The sequence below is a fragment of the Moraxella sp. K127 genome, from assembly GCF_015223095.1.
Lineage (GTDB): Bacteria > Pseudomonadota > Gammaproteobacteria > Pseudomonadales > Moraxellaceae > Moraxella.
Window position 1 is genome coordinate 72,625 of record NZ_JADFBZ010000001.1, and the last position, 14,856, is coordinate 87,480.

The following is a 14,856-nucleotide window of genomic DNA, read 5'->3' on the forward strand; positions in this document are numbered from 1 at the left end:
CAATGATTGGTATGATTACAGGGCAAGTCGCCCATCTATCCGCCCCTGTCGCTTGTGTCATGACATCAGGCGGAATTGGCTATGAGATAGAAATGCCCATTGGTGGGTTTTGTACGCTGTCTGTCGGCATGAACGTTACGCTTTATACGCAACTGGTCGTGCGTGAAGACGCTCATCTGCTGTTTGGTTTTACTGACAAGTCTGAGCGAGAAATTTTTAAAAAACTCATCAAAATCAATGGCGTGGGGGCAAAAATGGCACTTGCCATACTCTCAACCTTACCGCCTAGCGAACTACACCAAGCGGTAGAATATGGCGATGAGCCCGCCTTAACCCGCGTGGCAGGCATTGGCAAAAAAACCGCCCAACGGCTTATCATTGAATTAAAAGGCAAATTAGACGGCACATCGGACGATTTATTTACCCCAACCACCACCCAAGATGAGCCAACACACACCGCCAACCCCATGCACGCCATATATGAAACCGAAAGTGCATTGGTGAGCTTAGGCTATAAAGAAAAGGAAGCCCAATCCGCCATTAAGACCGCCAAACAGTCGCTGTCCGATGATGAGCTGACCACATCAAACCTGTTAAAGGCAAGTTTAAAGATTTTATCGGGGTTTTAAGTCATTCGCAAAAAAACACCGTCATCACAACGGTGTTCATCAGTCATTCTGCAAAAATCCGCTCTATCTCTTTTTCAATATCTTGTTGCATTTTTTCATTATCGAGATTGGGGTTGTCAATCAGCATTTGCACAACCAACTTTTGTAACTCGTCCATGTATTCAGGTGTCATTATGTTGGTTTTTTGAACAACGCTTTTGCCAATGGGCGTGCTTAGAAATTCATTATAAGCATCAATCTCTTCTTGGGTGTAGTATTTTTTGGCGACATCAATAAAGATTTGGTTTATTTTTTGACGACTTTGCGGTGTTATCACTTGACCTGTAACTTGATTCACATATTTTTCAAATACCATGCCTACTTGTTTGGCTTGCTCTGGAGTTACACCTTCCTTTTGAGCGATTTGGGCTTCAAAAACCTGTCTCTGTGCGTCCAAACTGCCTTTCATGCCAAGATCAAAGGCTTTATCCATCTCTGATAATTGCATGAATTTTATCAACGATTCATCAGACGGCACTTGGGCGGTGGCGTTCATGGTAAAGGTTAGAGATATGCCAAGTAGCATGGCGGTGAGTGATTTTTTCATGAGTTTCATGGGATTGTCCTTAGCTAAAAAATCTTATTTTAAATAAATCTCATTTATTTTTCAAGCCCTAAATCACTCGCACCCCACTCACCACCATCACGCCCTGCTCATTCATCACAAAATCCACGTCCACCGCCCCATATCGCATGGCACACACCACTCCGATTTCAGACTGGCGGTAGGCAGGGCGTGGGTCTTGGGCGATAAGCTCGCCAATGACGGCTTTATCATCAGTGGTTAATAAACCCGATTTTATCAACACATTAAATTCATCATTTGCCTTATTATCAAAGATAACATTCCGACTGGTCGGTTTATCAAACCCTGTCGCTCCACGCACGCCGTCCACATAGGGCAAATACGGCTTGATGTCTAGTATGGGCGTGCCGTCCACCATGTCCGTCCCTGTAATGTGCAAAATCACTTGATTATCAACCACTTCCACCTTATCAAGCCCCACCACTGACAACCCTACCCCAGACGGGCGGTACATACTGCGTGTGGCAAACACCCCAATTTTGTCGTTACCACCCAAGCGTGGCGGACGCACCTGCGGACGAAAATTGGCTTGTTCTTTGTTGTGATGAAATTGCCACAAAACCCACAAATGGCTATACTGCTCAATGCCGACAAAGGCATCAGGTGTGCCATAGGGAGCGACAAAGCGGATATGGCTTTTGACAGCGACCAGATTGGGCTGACGTGGAATGCCAAACTTTTGGGATAGGGGCGAGCGATGATAACCGATAGTCGGCAAAACGTGTGTGTTCATGGTATTTTTGGGTGGTTTATGCTAAAATGACAAATGGATATGCCAATTTTTAAGTAAAATTCGGCATAAAAAATCGCTATTATACACAAAATTTGCTATCATATCATTGTATTTCAATGTAATAATCGATTCTTAATAAGTGGATAATGTCATGTCAAAATTTATTACCGAAACCGTAACCTACGTCCATCACTGGACAGACCGCCTGTTTACCATTAAGACCACTCGTAGCGACAGCTTGCGTTTTAGAAGTGGCGAATTTGCCATGATTGGTATCGAAGTGGATGGCAAACCGCTTGTCCGTGCCTATTCTATCGCCAGCCCCGCTTGGGCAGAAGAGCTAGAATTTTTCTCTATCAAAGTCCAAGACGGCCCTTTGACTTCACGCCTGCAACACATCAAAGTGGGTGACACCCTGCTTGTCTCCAAAAAACCCACTGGCACGCTTGTGCTTGATGACCTACTACCCGCCAAACATCTGTATCTACTTGCCACAGGCACAGGGCTTGCTCCATTTTTGTCGCTCGTGCGTGAACCTGAAATGTACGAACGCTTTGAAAAAATCATTTTGGTACATGGCGTGCGTCATACCGAAGATTTGGCGTATCGGGACTTTTTTGAAAATGAATTGCCCAATGATGAGATTTTTGGCGAATGGGTGCGTGAAAAACTTATCTACTATCCCACCGTAACCCGTGATGAGTTCAAAAACCAAGGGCGTGTTACCGACATCATCAAATCAGGCAAACTCTTTGCCGACATCGGTCTACCCCCCATGAACAAAGACGATGACCGTGCGATGATTTGCGGTAGCATGGCGATGAATGCCGATATGTCTGCTATCTTAGATGACTTTGGTTTGACTGTATCGCCACGCATGGGCGTACCTGCTGATTATGTGGTCGAACGGGCGTTTGTGGGCTGATTTTGCCTAAAATAATCAAAAACTTGGGCTTATCTTAACAAGTCCAAGTTATTTTATTTTACCAAGGAATATTTATGAATATTGAATGTAACAGATGTCATGCTCACAATCATGTCGGTGATATTTTGATTGAATGCATGAATTGCCGTGCTGATTTGAGTGATGTTTATTTAAAGCAAGCTCGCTCCAAACAAGCATTTTTTAGCAACTTATTGAAAATCATCATTGTTGCATTCATTTCATCAGTTATCTCGTTGCTTGCTTACGAATTTTATTTTCAAGACAAAATATTTTCGCCAACGCCCAGACATTCTACAACCGCTGAATACTTAGCCATTAACGAATGTATGCAAAAAATTCAAGTGCCTAGCGGAAAATCACAAGAGCAATTAGACATTTGCTCAGAAGCATTGCAAAAATTACAAATAGAAAATCCCAATTTACAAGAAATTAACCCTAGAATGCTAGACGGTTATGCACAAGTGATTCTTTCACAGCAATAATCATAAATCACTAAACGTACTTTTATGGTGCGTTTTTTGTTTTTACAAAATCCACTTTTCATATTTTTTTCACAATTCATCAACTGTTGCCATGCTATGATAAAATTTTAAATATGGAAAATTTTGATGAAAAAACGCACTGTCTTGCCCTTATTTGCCACTATCATTTTATCCGCTTTTGGATTTAACTTTTATCAAAACTCGCCTGCCAATCCCACGGCACACGCCACCACCTTATCGCCCAGACAGCTTGAACTTGTCAATCAACCACCCCTAAGGGCAGGCACACAGATTGACAAACTCATCGTTTATAAATCAAAACGGGAAATGCACGCTTTACATCAAGGCAGTTTGGTAAAAATTTATCCGATATCGCTTGGCAAAAACCCGATAGGACACAAAGAATTTGAAGGCGACATGAAAACCCCCGAAGGGGTCTATACCATCAACGACCGTAATGCCAATAGTGGTTATCACAAAAATTTGGGCATTTCTTACCCCAACGAATCCGACATTGCCCACGCCAAAGCTCACGGCAAATCAGCAGGCGGAGCGATAAAAATCCACGGCATAAAAAACGGTCTTGGCGACATCATCGGGGCAAATCATCTACTAAAAGACTGGACGCATGGTTGTATCGCCGTAACTGACCGCCAGATAGACGAGCTGTTTATGGCGGTCGTGGAGAATGCGGTGATTGAGATTTTACCTTAATGCTTAAATTATAGCCACTTACAACCAATCAGGACTTGGACGACCCGTATACGCCAAAATATCCGCCTTGCCACAGCGATAATAGGCACGATAGGCACTAACGGTATCATCGACTTGATATTCATCAGGCATGACCTGCGGGGGTGCGATAAAAGGCGTGTCGGCAGAGATGGGGCAGTTTATCAGAATGTGGCGGAGCTTTTGGTCGGTCAGATGAACCTTGTCATAGCGGTGCGTATATTCATCGCACAGGGCTATAAACAGCCGATAAAGCCAGTCATAATGCGACTTTGAGTCACGCACCCACACCGCACATGGGTGGTTTTGGTGTGTGCATTTATACAGCACCGCCCGCTCATCATCGCTAAGGACGTTGTCACACAAATGATGAGCGGTACACAGTAGTTGGGCGTATTCCAATATCATCTTGACCACATGCTTATTACCATGAAAACTGGCACAGCGTATCGGGTCAGGGTCAAGGTAGAAAATATTCAAAACACCCTACTTACTGTCAATGACCGCACGGATTTTACTTGCCAGCTCTGTCAGCTCGTCTTGGTCTGCCATGACACTCTCGTGCTTGCCCAGCTCGTGAACGTGGGTTGGGATTAGGTGCATGTGATAGTGGAACACGCTTTGCCCTGCACTCGCGTGGTTAAGTTGCATTTGGACAATGCCATCCACGCCTAGGGCAGTGCGTTGGGCGGTGATGACTTTTTGGGCGGTTTTGAACACCGCACAGGCATATTCGCACGGCAAATCAGACAGCTCCACCGCTTCACATTTTGGAATGACCAGCACATGACCTGTTGCCTGTGGCATGACATCCATAAAGGCAAGGGTTTTGTCATCTTCATAAACCTTATGGCAAGGAATCTCGCCACGCAGGATTTTGGCGAAAATGTTGGTGTTGTCGTAAGTCATGGACTGCTCCTTTTACAAAAATAAATACCTACATTCTAACACAGACCATGTTAAAATGCCTTGATTTTTAAATTTTTAATAGAGCGTGCCTGCCTTTGATATTTGCAATAAAAATGAGAAAGGTCGCACGTTTTTCAAGGAAAAAACAAAGGCTATGAATTTTCTATCAGACAAGTTTTTATCCGACCATTTAATCGTGTAAATTTTAAGCATTTTACTTAATTTTTTAAATTAAGTGGCTGGATAGCCATTTTTCATGCAAAAACGATTGGTTTTTTCTAAAATATTTCTATATTGTAAATAGTGTTATAAAGGGCAGGCACGTCCTAAAGACACATCCTAAAAAAGATGATATTTTTTGTATTTCGGTGTACAATGGTTAAAAATCTTAGGAAAAGCACATGACCATTCAAACAGACCCTATTTTTAGCAACCATTACAAAGTCTATATCAACCACACAGACGCTGGTGGCATCGTCTATCATGCCAATCATCTGACCTTTTTTGAAAATTGCCGTCGGGATTGGCTGACATCACTCGGTTTTGACGGCTATTTTTTTGACACGGACGGGACGGCAGATGGCACAGACGGACAGCAAGGCAAGGTGCATTTTGTGGTCAGCCGTGCTGATTTGACTTATAAATTACCACTTTTGGTTGATGACAATCTTGTCGTTACCATTGCTGATGTGGTCAAAAAATCCGCCAGTCTCATCATGACTCAGCACATCTACCGCAGTGATGATGATTTTAACCATGGCAAGGTCGCCACCACAGGTGTGATTACCCTTGCCTGCGTGATGAACAGCGAACACGGCATTCGCCCTTGCCGTCTACCCATGGCGTTTCGCTAATGATTTGTCAAATAGCCAAATCACAAAAAATCATTTGACTTAATCATAAAAAACAGGAAGTATTTTCTTCCTGTTTTTATTTTTTTAAAGTAGCTTACAGTCTAAACTCATGCACACTATCCACAAATACCTTAGCGTGTTCGGGTTTGACCCATTGGGTGATGCCATGTCCAAAGTTTGCCACATAGCCCGTTTTGTCATTCACATAGGCATCTGATAGCATGTCATGCACTGCCTTTTTGATGTCGGCAGGCGAGCCATAAAGCGTGGCAGGGTCAAGATTGCCCTGAATGGCTTTTTGGTGTTGTAGCTTTTTATGCTTGACGGTCAAAGTTCTTTGAGCATCATTAAGCTCACGTCTTGCCTTATCTAGGGGCATTGTCCAGTCCAATCCCAAGCAGTCGGCTTGGCTGTCCGCCTGTATGTCAAGCCACAAGCCCCCGCCTTTGGTAAACATCACCACAGGCACATCAGGGTGCTTGGCTTTGAGCTTGGCGATAATTTCACGGTTGTAGTTGTGGCTAAATTCCACAAATTGACGATGACCCAACGCCCCGCCCCAACTGTCAAAAATCTGCACAATCTGAGCCCCTGCGTGTATTTGAGCATCTAAATAATCCACGACAGCGTCCGAGATTTTGGCAAGCAGAGCGTGCAAAAACTCGGGACGGGCGTACATCATCTCTTTGGTATGGCGAAACTCACGGCTAGAACCGCCCTCCACCATATAAGTGGCGAGCGTCCAAGGACTACCACTAAACCCAAACAGTGGCACTTGTCCGTTTAGCTCTTTACGGATATTGGTTACTGCTTTCATGACATAGTCAAGCTGACTATTAACGTCAATTTTTGGCAAGCGTTCAAGGTCGGTTGGGGTGCGGACGGTGTATTTAAACTTAGGTCCTTCACCTTCTTCAAAATACAGCCCAAGCCCAAACGCATCAGGGATTGTCAAAATATCACTGAACAAAATCGCCCCGTCAAGCTCAAAACGGCGTAACGGCTGAATGGTAACTTCGGTCGCCATATCAGTGTCTTTGCACAGACTCAAAAAATCGCCCGCTTTGGCACGCACTTCTTTATACTCTGGCAAATAACGCCCTGCTTGTCGCATCATCCACACAGGTGTGGTATCCACAGGTTCAAAACGCAAGGCACGCAGTAGGCGGTCATTTTTTAAGGGGGCAAATTGCTGGGTCATGGTCATTCCACTGGTTAAGTTAATTTTTAGTTAAGTTAATTTTTAAAATTTCAAATATCTATCATAAAACCGCCATGTCATCACGGTGTACCATAATGGCTTTGTCGTTGTCGCTTAGGTTTAGGATTTGTAGGACTTCATCGGTGTGTTTTTGGGTGATTTGTTTGGCTTGACTGCTATCAAAGCCGATTTGACCCACCGCCAACCGTACTTTTTGGGTGTTTACAATCTCCACCACATCGCCCATGTCAAAATCGCCTTGTACGTCTAGCACACCCACAGGCAATAGCGATTTGTGCTGTTCGGTAATCGCCTTGACCGCTCCGTCATCGATGATGAGCGTGCCTGCCATACGAATGTGCGTGGCAAGCCATTGCTTTTTGGCAATAAGGCGGTCGGCATGGTCGGTCGTGAGCCGTGTACCGATAGACTCGCCGTCCGCCAGTCGCACGATGACATTTTCCACTTTGCCATTGGCGATAATGGTCGGGCAGTTCGCCATGGCGGTCAATCGCCCTGCACGGATTTTGGTGAGCATACCGCCCGACCCCCATTTACCCCCGTCCCCTGCCACGTCAAACAGATAATCCGCCATGGCTCGCTCGCTCGTGATGAGCTTGGCGTTGGGATTGGTGCGTGGGTTGTCGGTAAATACGCCGTCTTGGTCGGTTAGGATAATGTACAAATCCGCCCCTATCATGGTCGCACTCATCGCCCCAAGCGTGTCATTATCGCCAAATTTTATCTCGCCATAGCTGACGGTATCATTTTCGTTAATGACAGGCACGACCCGCCAATCCACCAACTGATTAATGGTTTGGCTAATGTTCAGATAGCGTGAGCGATGAGCTAGGTCGTCATGGGTAAGTAGGATTTGAGATGACTGCACGCCTTTTTGGATTAACGCCTGCCACCATGTCTCAATCAGTCCCATTTGCCCAATGGACGCACAGGCTTGCAAGGCAGGTAATTTTTTTGGGCGTTCTGGCAAATTCATGCGAACCACGCCTTCGGCAACCGCCCCACTCGACACCAGCACCACTTCAATCCCACGAGCGTGCAACGTGGCGATTTGTCTTGCCCATTCATAAATGGCGGTGCGGTCAAGCCCCCGACCATTATTAGTCAAAAGCGATGAGCCGATTTTTACCACGATACGTTTTGGCGAATTATCCATGCTATTTCCTTATATCAGCTCATCATCAGTACGGAGCGTATTCCACCGCCACATCGTAGTCGTCATCATTCCAATCATCATCGTCATCGTCCGATAGCCCTTCACGCTCGGCTTTACGCTTAGCACGGTAGGCTTCTTTTTGGATTTCGGTGTTATGGCGAACTTCTTCTTCTAGACGGGCAAACCGCTCAGCTTGGGCTTTGGCAAACTCTTCATCGTCCGCTTCACGCTCTTGCTCTTCTTCGATTTCGTTCATGAGATGATATTTAATCTCGTCCACGCCTTGTCCGCTAATGGTAGACGTGCGAAACACTTCGCCCTGCCAGTCTAGCTCTTTGACGATATTGTTACAAACTTCATCAATCTCATCATCTTCTAATTGGTCAATTTTGTTTAATACCAAAATTTGGGGCAATTTGGATAATTCGGCAGAGAATTTTTCAAGCTCATTTAGGATAATCCGTGCATTCTCCACAGGATTTGACTCATCAATGGGTTTTACGTCCACGATATGAAGTAGCCGTCTGGTGCGAGCAACGTGCTTTAAAAAGCGAATGCCAAGCCCTGCCCCGTCTGATGCCCCTTCAATCAAACCCGGAATATCCGCCATCACAAAGGATTGGTGCGTCCCCACGTCCACCACGCCTAAGTTTGGTACAAGCGTGGTAAAGGGATAATCCGCCACTTTTGGGCGAGCGGACGACACTTGACGGATAAAGGTAGATTTACCTGCATTCGGCAAGCCAATCAGTCCCACGTCCGCCACGACTTTTAGCTCTAATTTTAAATTTTTGGCTTCGCCAGCAAAACCGGGGATTGCTTTACGGGGGGCTTGGTTGGTGGACGTTTTAAAGCGGGTATTACCAAACCCACCATCTCCACCTTTGGCAACCAGCACCACTTGCCCCACTTCGGTCAAATCGCCAATCACGACATCAAGGTCGGTATCAATAATGGTCGTCCCCACAGGCACTTTTAGATACACATCGTCCGCCCCTTTGCCTGAGCAGTTTTTTGAGCGACCATTTTCGCCCCGTTTGGCCTCAAATTTACGAGTATAGCGAAAATCCACAAGCGTGTTGGTGTTGTCATCGGCAATCACATAGACATCGCCACCCTTGCCACCGTCTCCGCCGTCTGGCCCGCCTTTTGGGACGAATTTTTCACGGCGAAAGCTCACGATACCATTACCACCATCGCCTGCTTTTACGCTGATTACAGCTTCATCAATAAAACGCATAATTTCTCAAAATATTTTTAAATTAACTGGCAATTATATCACATTTTTGTTATTTTAACGAGTGGCAAATCTTAAATTGACATAGGGCAAATTGCAATTTGCCCCTACAATCATACCCCAATCATCATCAATCAAAACCAATTGGCAAATAATATCCGCCCCATACTTACAAAATTTCAAATTTTTTTAAACAATAATACCAAATTAGGATTATGTTAAATAAATTTTCCAAGCAAAACAAAAACCCCACAAGCTTTCACTTATGGGATTTTGAACTGTTTTAACAAAAATTATTTTGCAACAACAGACACATAACGGCGGTTAAATTGACCTTTGGTCTCAAATTTTACCACGCCTTCGGTTAGGGCAAATAGGGTGTGATCACGACCCATACCTACGCCTTCACCTGCGTGAAACTCTGTGCCACGCTGACGAACGATAATGTTACCTGCAATAACGTCTTGACCGCCAAAGATTTTTACGCCAAGCATTTTTGGGTTAGAATCGCGACCGTTTTTGGTGGAACCACCAGCTTTTTTAGTTGCCATGAGAATATCTCCTGTGAATACTTTTTATAAAGTATATAAATTAACCATTGATTGCGTTGATTTTAAGCTCGGTGTACCATTGACGATGACCTTGCTCTTTGTGGTAGTGCTTACGGCGACGGTGCTTAACGATACGCACTTTTTTGCCACGACCGTGAGAAACCACTTCTGCAACCACGCTGGCACCAGCAACCACAGGCTGACCGATTTTTACATCAGAGCCATTCACAACCATTAGCACATCTTCGATGTTTAGGGTTGCACCCACTTCTGCTTTTAGAAGCTCAACTTTCAAAGTCTCGCCAACGCTAACACGGTGCTGTTTGCCACCGCTTTTGATAACTGCGTACATCGCATTCTCCAATAAACCTGTGTGCCGTGGCTATCCCTTGATAGCACTTACTAACGAACACGACTAGGACAAAAATAAGGCGGTATTTTACCTTATATCAGCCCACTTTGCAAGGGTTATTTTAGCATTTGCCACATCTTTATCGCCTGTGCCATGTGAGCGACATCATGCACCCGTACAATGCTCGCCCCCTTTTGAATGGCAAATAGGTGAGCAACCGTGCCTATCACATCTCTGTCGGTTGGGGCGTGGTCTTGGGCAGGGACAAATGTACTTAAAATCTCGCCTAAAAAGCGTTTGCGAGACACACCAAACAGCATGGGCAAGCCAAAATGAGCAATGATAGTATCCAAATGTTGCATCAGCGTGATGTGATGAGCGTGATTTTTGGCAAAGCCCATACCCACATCTATCACGATGTTTTCACGTCTGACCCCTGCATTTAGGGCGTTTTGAATGTCTCTATCCAGCTCGCTTATGACTTCACGCACCACATCATCATAATTGGCAAGGCTGTTCATCGTCTGGGTCATCGTATCAGGCTCGCCCCGTGAGTGCATGATAACCACAGGGCAATCAAGGCGAGCGACCACATCGCACACCCCGTCTCGGCGAAGTCCACGCACGTCATTGACCATGTCCGCCCCTGCACGAACGCCTTGTTCCATGACAGCAGGACTACTCGTGTCAAGTGATAGCCACACATCTTTGCCAAACTCCGCTCGCAACGCCTCTACCACAGGGATAACCCTATCAAGCTCGGTATCAGTTGCCACACTTGGGGCGTTGAGGCGGGTGGACTCTCCGCCAATGTCAATAATATCCACGCCCCAGCGTATCATCTCATCAGCATGGCGTAAGGCGGTGTCTATGCTGTTAAAACGTCCGCCGTCTGAGAATGAATCAGGCGTTACGTTTAGCACGCCCATGATTTTTGGGGTGGATAGGGATAGGGTTTTGTTGTTAAAAAATAGGGTGTTCATGTTTAAATTAAGATTACAAACTTTGGGTATTTAAAATAAAAGATTTGTCATATTGCAAAATGGCGTTATCTGCCGTTAAAAGTTTTAAATTTTCAAGTTCGGCTTGGACAATCAGCAAACGGTCAAAAGGGTCTTTGTGGATTTTGGGTAAATTACCAATTTCAAACAAATGTGAAAATTCAATTTCCAAACAATCAAATCCCAATCTCAATAACTCTTGGGTAATTTGTTTGGGATTATAATCAAAATCAGGCTTACCCAAACTGTATTTAATGCTAATTTCCCAAATGCTTGCTTTACTAAAATATAGGCGGTTATTTTCGTCAAGCAAAATCCTTTGGCAATTATCCGACATTTTTTCACAATTTGCGGTCAAAAACCACAATAAAACGTGTGTATCCAACAAATAACTCATCATTCACCTGCAAACATATCCGCAATTTCATCAGCAAAAGCACTGTCAAAATTATCAGGAATGCTAATTTTGCCTTTTAATGTTCCCATTTGACGTTTGGCTTTTGTGTGTGTAATTGGCACAATCATCACTTTTGGCGTGCCTGCTTTGGCAATGGTAATCGGCTTGCCTGTATTTGCCACTTCATCAATGAGACGTGATAAATGAGTTTTTGCATAATGAATATTAAAATGCTCGGCGGTGGTTTGCATGATTTTCCCCAAATAAAAAGCCAAACTTAGTTTATAAGTTTAGCTAATTTTATAAAACTTGTCAAAATAAAACAACACGCCACGTCCAACCCTTGAAATTCAAAACAAATACCGCTACTATAATGGCATTTATCCCATTTTAAGGACTTTTCTTGCAACATTTTGACCGAGCAGACGGCACAGAAAACGCCATTTTGGTACACCTTGACATTCGTGAGATGATTGACCCCGATGATTTAGAAGAGTTTCGCTTGCTGGTGCATTCGGCAGGGGCAAACGAGCTTGACATCATCACAGGCACACGGGATAAACCGCACGCCAAATACTTTGTCGGCACAGGCAAAGCCGAAGAGATTGCCCAAAAAGTTGCCGAGACGAGTGCCGATATTGTGCTTTTTAATCATAAACTTACGCCAAGCCAAGAACGCAATTTGGAAAAAATCTTGCAATGCAGGGTTGTTGACCGCATGGGGCTGATTTTGGATATTTTTGCCAAGCGAGCAAGGACTTATGAAGGCAAATTGCAGGTAGAATTGGCACAGCTTACCCATTTGTCATCAAGGCTCGTGCGTGGTTATGCTCATCTTGGTCAGCAAAAAGGCGGTATCGGACTTCGGGGGCCGGGCGAAACCCAGCTTGAAACCGACAGACGATTGCTCCAAGTTCGTGTCAATCAACTAAAAGCCAAACTTGCCAAAGTCAAACAAACCCGCTTACAAGGACGTGCCAAACGCCAAAAATCGGACACGCCCACCGTGTCGCTTGTCGGCTACACCAACGCTGGCAAATCCACGCTCTTTAACCGCCTTGCCAATGACAACGTCTATGCCGCCGACCAACTGTTCGCCACGCTAGACCCCACACTTCGCCGTGTCAAATGGGCAGGCGTGGGTAATGTCGTGCTTGCCGATACGGTGGGCTTTGTGCGTCATCTGCCCCATGAGCTTGTTGAGAGCTTTCACGCCACACTAGAAGAGACCCTAGAAGCCGACCTACTTTTGCACGTCATTGACAGCAGTAGCCCTGATATGCATGAGCAGATTGATGCGGTAAATACGGTGCTTGATGAGATTGGGGCGAGCGCTCCTGTGCTACTGGTGCATAACAAAATTGACCGTACCGATGAGATACCGACCATTCACTACAAAGAACTAGGCGTGCCACACCGTGTCTATGTGTCCGCTCGTGAAAACTTAGGCATGGACAAACTCGCCCAAGCCGTGCAAGAGCTACTGGTGGGCGGACTGTCCGACTTTACGCTCACCCTACCCTATCACGCAGGGCAATTTAAAAATACCTTGCATGAGCTTGGGGTCATCACCCATAGCGAATTTGACGATACAGGGCATGAGATACTCACCGTTCGCCTTGCCAAAGCCAAATTAAAAGAATTGCTTGGCAGGTATCATCTGAATGCCTTTGACGTATTACCGCCACACGAGGCGAGCCAATTTGTGCCAGAATTGGAAGAGTTTAAAAAGGTGGCGATTAAGGTAAATGATGATAAAGATGAGGATTTAGACCCGTTTTGTTTGTAAATAAAAATACTCCAATCATGTAAGCCAAAATCACAAAGTAAAATGAATAAATTTTCCCCAATTATCATCGTAGAATATGTATTTTTATTGCTATTATTTTTTATGATAATGGGTGATTGGGAATGGGATAGATTTTATCAATTTATAAAATCATCAAATGTTGATATAATTTTTGGTCTGATTATTGGATTTTTATTTATCATTTTTAGTAATTTTTTAAATGATAAAATCATTGATTGTTTAAAAAAACGTTGGAATATCAAAACATCATACTCCATTAAATTTTTATTAAAAATTTCTATCCTATGGTTAATTTGCAAAATATATGCTTATTGTGCGTGGCTTATTATGGTAACATCATTTTTAAAAAGACGGTTTGTAGCCACTTGCGACACGCTAACAAATGATGATAAGTAGTAATGTGCATCGCCCAATGACAAACTTTTTTTTAAAAAAATCAATACTTTAAAATAAGTTAAAAACAAAAACCAATCCCATTTTAATAAAAACCTACAAATTTCAACACAAAAGGGCAAGTTTAAACCCGCCCTTAAAGTCTTAAAATCAATCATCAATAAAAATCATGTCTTTTAACAAGCCAATTGCCATTGCCATATTCATCGAGCATTTCCACATGCCTAGTAACTGTTTCGCCTGAAACATCGGACGAATACACCACTTTAAATTTCAAAGAATTTTTGGCAGGTTGAGACCAAGAACCGATATTTTGCACTGTCATACATTGGCTTTTTGGGTGGTAGGTGGTGGATGTCATGGCAGAGACCATGAAAGTGGAACTTGCTTGCGGAGACTGCATGCTCCCGCTTCAAGCTCGATAGATGTCGCACAACCCCCAAGGAGCAACACCTGAGCAATGTTTGGACTTGCTTTGGCAATCACGCTATCCAAAGCGGTATTGGTGGGTTGATTGACCGCATTGACAATCTTTTGCATTTGTGCGTCCGTGGCATTGGCAAAATGACTGGTGGTGGCTTGGGTGCTTGGGGCAGTCGTCCCTGTGGCAACGCTCAACACTTTGTTTACACCACCTAACGCATTATTTACTTTATCTAAAAAATTGGCGTGTGCGGTGGTGGCGGTAAAAGCCATTACTGTGGCAAACAAAACGGTGTGTTTCATCTTTTTAAATCCTCTTTAAATCAAAACAGACGTTCTTATTTTAAAGCAACACTTATCCAAAAGCAAGCATATCATTCCTATTGGAATAACGACCCACTCCA

The 14,856-nt window shown here is 44.2% G+C and carries 20 protein-coding genes; 6 read left to right on the forward strand and 14 right to left on the reverse strand.

What is annotated here, in order from left to right; translation table 11 throughout:
* Positions 1-2 precede the first annotated feature (2 nt).
* Positions 3-629: a Holliday junction branch migration protein RuvA gene (gene ruvA, locus IM753_RS00355; RefSeq protein WP_062500624.1), complete on the forward strand. Its 627-nt coding sequence runs from the start codon at positions 3-5 to the stop codon at positions 627-629.
* 43 nt (positions 630-672) lie between these two features.
* On the opposite strand, the gene IM753_RS00360 is transcribed toward ruvA, so the two are convergent.
* Positions 673-1,224, reverse strand: coding sequence for a DUF2059 domain-containing protein (locus IM753_RS00360; protein WP_065255609.1), 552 nt, complete (start codon positions 1,222-1,224; stop codon positions 673-675).
* Positions 1,225-1,282: 58 nt separating this feature from the next.
* A complete protein-coding gene (gene tsaA / locus IM753_RS00365) occupies positions 1,283-1,987 on the reverse strand; it encodes a tRNA (N6-threonylcarbamoyladenosine(37)-N6)-methyltransferase TrmO (RefSeq protein ID WP_194108378.1) in 705 nt (234 codons plus the stop codon).
* Positions 1,988-2,138: 151 nt separating this feature from the next.
* Here tsaA and IM753_RS00370 point away from each other — a divergent pair, with 151 nt between their 5' ends.
* From IM753_RS00370 to IM753_RS00380, 3 genes are all read left to right on the forward strand, one after another.
* Positions 2,139-2,912 (forward strand): ferredoxin--NADP reductase, encoded by a 774-nt coding sequence (locus tag IM753_RS00370; protein WP_065255611.1) that lies wholly within the window; start codon positions 2,139-2,141, stop codon positions 2,910-2,912.
* Positions 2,913-2,986: 74 nt separating this feature from the next.
* Positions 2,987-3,415, forward strand: coding sequence for a hypothetical protein (locus IM753_RS00375; protein ID WP_065255612.1), 429 nt, complete (start codon positions 2,987-2,989; stop codon positions 3,413-3,415).
* Positions 3,416-3,541: 126 nt separating this feature from the next.
* On the forward strand, positions 3,542-4,129 hold the full coding sequence (locus IM753_RS00380; protein WP_065255613.1) for a murein L,D-transpeptidase family protein: 588 nt from the start codon (positions 3,542-3,544) through the stop codon (positions 4,127-4,129).
* A gap of 18 nt (positions 4,130-4,147) precedes the next feature.
* Here IM753_RS00380 and IM753_RS00385 read toward each other — a convergent pair whose 3' ends face one another.
* Together IM753_RS00385 and IM753_RS00390 are read right to left on the reverse strand one after the other, a co-directional pair.
* A complete protein-coding gene (locus tag IM753_RS00385; protein WP_065255614.1) occupies positions 4,148-4,627 on the reverse strand; it encodes a pyrimidine dimer DNA glycosylase/endonuclease V in 480 nt (159 codons plus the stop codon).
* A 6-nt stretch (positions 4,628-4,633) separates the two neighbouring features.
* A complete protein-coding gene (locus IM753_RS00390; protein ID WP_065255615.1) occupies positions 4,634-5,056 on the reverse strand; it encodes an HIT family protein in 423 nt (140 codons plus the stop codon).
* A 401-nt stretch (positions 5,057-5,457) separates the two neighbouring features.
* Between IM753_RS00390 and IM753_RS00395 the strand changes: the two genes are divergently transcribed.
* Entirely contained in the window at positions 5,458-5,910 is a 453-nt protein-coding gene (locus IM753_RS00395) for a thioesterase family protein (protein ID WP_065255616.1), read from the forward strand.
* A gap of 94 nt (positions 5,911-6,004) precedes the next feature.
* Here the strand turns inward: IM753_RS00395 and hemE are convergent, their stop codons facing one another.
* The 8 genes from hemE to IM753_RS00435 all read right to left on the reverse strand — a co-directional run bounded on the left by hemE (position 6,005) and on the right by IM753_RS00435 (position 12,077).
* Entirely contained in the window at positions 6,005-7,111 is a 1,107-nt protein-coding gene (hemE, locus tag IM753_RS00400; protein WP_194108379.1) for a uroporphyrinogen decarboxylase, read from the reverse strand.
* Positions 7,112-7,172: 61 nt separating this feature from the next.
* Positions 7,173-8,288, reverse strand: a complete 1,116-nt coding sequence (gene proB, locus IM753_RS00405) for a glutamate 5-kinase (RefSeq protein ID WP_194108380.1) — start codon at positions 8,286-8,288, stop codon at positions 7,173-7,175.
* Between the two features lie 25 nt (positions 8,289-8,313).
* A complete protein-coding gene (gene cgtA / locus IM753_RS00410) occupies positions 8,314-9,528 on the reverse strand; it encodes an Obg family GTPase CgtA (RefSeq protein WP_065255619.1) in 1,215 nt (404 codons plus the stop codon).
* 290 nt (positions 9,529-9,818) lie between these two features.
* Positions 9,819-10,076, reverse strand: coding sequence for a 50S ribosomal protein L27 (gene rpmA, locus IM753_RS00415; RefSeq protein ID WP_065255620.1), 258 nt, complete (start codon positions 10,074-10,076; stop codon positions 9,819-9,821).
* 40 nt (positions 10,077-10,116) lie between these two features.
* Complete coding sequence (gene rplU, locus IM753_RS00420; protein WP_194108381.1) at positions 10,117-10,428, reverse strand: 50S ribosomal protein L21; 312 nt, start codon at positions 10,426-10,428, stop codon at positions 10,117-10,119.
* Between the two features lie 116 nt (positions 10,429-10,544).
* Complete coding sequence (gene folP, locus IM753_RS00425) at positions 10,545-11,411, reverse strand: dihydropteroate synthase (RefSeq protein ID WP_194108382.1); 867 nt, start codon at positions 11,409-11,411, stop codon at positions 10,545-10,547.
* A gap of 13 nt (positions 11,412-11,424) precedes the next feature.
* Positions 11,425-11,826: a type II toxin-antitoxin system VapC family toxin gene (locus IM753_RS00430; protein ID WP_065255623.1), complete on the reverse strand. Its 402-nt coding sequence runs from the start codon at positions 11,824-11,826 to the stop codon at positions 11,425-11,427.
* Complete coding sequence (locus IM753_RS00435; protein ID WP_194108383.1) at positions 11,826-12,077, reverse strand: type II toxin-antitoxin system Phd/YefM family antitoxin; 252 nt, start codon at positions 12,075-12,077, stop codon at positions 11,826-11,828. Before IM753_RS00435 ends, IM753_RS00430 begins: the two co-directional genes overlap by 1 nt.
* Positions 12,078-12,229: 152 nt before the next feature.
* Between IM753_RS00435 and hflX the strand changes: the two genes are divergently transcribed.
* A complete protein-coding gene (gene hflX / locus IM753_RS00440) occupies positions 12,230-13,615 on the forward strand; it encodes a ribosome rescue GTPase HflX (RefSeq protein WP_194108384.1) in 1,386 nt (461 codons plus the stop codon).
* Between the two features lie 571 nt (positions 13,616-14,186).
* On the opposite strand, the gene IM753_RS00450 is transcribed toward hflX, so the two are convergent.
* Both IM753_RS00450 and IM753_RS00455 read right to left on the reverse strand, forming a co-directional pair.
* Entirely contained in the window at positions 14,187-14,390 is a 204-nt protein-coding gene (locus tag IM753_RS00450) for a hypothetical protein (RefSeq protein WP_194108385.1), read from the reverse strand.
* Positions 14,387-14,755 (reverse strand): hypothetical protein, encoded by a 369-nt coding sequence (locus IM753_RS00455; protein ID WP_194108386.1) that lies wholly within the window; start codon positions 14,753-14,755, stop codon positions 14,387-14,389. The genes IM753_RS00450 and IM753_RS00455 overlap by 4 nt, the downstream gene beginning before the upstream one ends.
* Positions 14,756-14,856 lie beyond the last annotated feature (101 nt).

What these genes read in the sequence shown, in the direction of transcription:
- ruvA (WP_062500624.1), top strand. Translation starts at nt 3, where the DNA reads ATGATTGGTATGATTACAGGGCAAGTCGCCCATCTATCCGCCCCTGTC.
- IM753_RS00360 (WP_065255609.1), bottom strand. Translation starts at nt 1,224, where the DNA reads ATGAAACTCATGAAAAAATCACTCACCGCCATGCTACTTGGCATATCT.
- tsaA (WP_194108378.1), bottom strand. Translation starts at nt 1,987, where the DNA reads ATGAACACACACGTTTTGCCGACTATCGGTTATCATCGCTCGCCCCTA.
- IM753_RS00370 (WP_065255611.1), top strand. Translation starts at nt 2,139, where the DNA reads ATGTCAAAATTTATTACCGAAACCGTAACCTACGTCCATCACTGGACA.
- IM753_RS00375 (WP_065255612.1), top strand. Translation starts at nt 2,987, where the DNA reads ATGAATATTGAATGTAACAGATGTCATGCTCACAATCATGTCGGTGAT.
- IM753_RS00380 (WP_065255613.1), top strand. Translation starts at nt 3,542, where the DNA reads ATGAAAAAACGCACTGTCTTGCCCTTATTTGCCACTATCATTTTATCC.
- IM753_RS00390 (WP_065255615.1), bottom strand. Translation starts at nt 5,056, where the DNA reads ATGACTTACGACAACACCAACATTTTCGCCAAAATCCTGCGTGGCGAG.
- IM753_RS00395 (WP_065255616.1), top strand. Translation starts at nt 5,458, where the DNA reads ATGACCATTCAAACAGACCCTATTTTTAGCAACCATTACAAAGTCTAT.
- hemE (WP_194108379.1), bottom strand. Translation starts at nt 7,111, where the DNA reads ATGACCCAGCAATTTGCCCCCTTAAAAAATGACCGCCTACTGCGTGCC.
- proB (WP_194108380.1), bottom strand. Translation starts at nt 8,288, where the DNA reads ATGGATAATTCGCCAAAACGTATCGTGGTAAAAATCGGCTCATCGCTT.
- cgtA (WP_065255619.1), bottom strand. Translation starts at nt 9,528, where the DNA reads ATGCGTTTTATTGATGAAGCTGTAATCAGCGTAAAAGCAGGCGATGGT.
- rpmA (WP_065255620.1), bottom strand. Translation starts at nt 10,076, where the DNA reads ATGGCAACTAAAAAAGCTGGTGGTTCCACCAAAAACGGTCGCGATTCT.
- rplU (WP_194108381.1), bottom strand. Translation starts at nt 10,428, where the DNA reads ATGTACGCAGTTATCAAAAGCGGTGGCAAACAGCACCGTGTTAGCGTT.
- folP (WP_194108382.1), bottom strand. Translation starts at nt 11,411, where the DNA reads ATGAACACCCTATTTTTTAACAACAAAACCCTATCCCTATCCACCCCA.
- IM753_RS00430 (WP_065255623.1), bottom strand. Translation starts at nt 11,826, where the DNA reads ATGAGTTATTTGTTGGATACACACGTTTTATTGTGGTTTTTGACCGCA.
- IM753_RS00435 (WP_194108383.1), bottom strand. Translation starts at nt 12,077, where the DNA reads ATGCAAACCACCGCCGAGCATTTTAATATTCATTATGCAAAAACTCAT.
- IM753_RS00450 (WP_194108385.1), bottom strand. Translation starts at nt 14,390, where the DNA reads ATGACATCCACCACCTACCACCCAAAAAGCCAATGTATGACAGTGCAA.
- IM753_RS00455 (WP_194108386.1), bottom strand. Translation starts at nt 14,755, where the DNA reads ATGAAACACACCGTTTTGTTTGCCACAGTAATGGCTTTTACCGCCACC.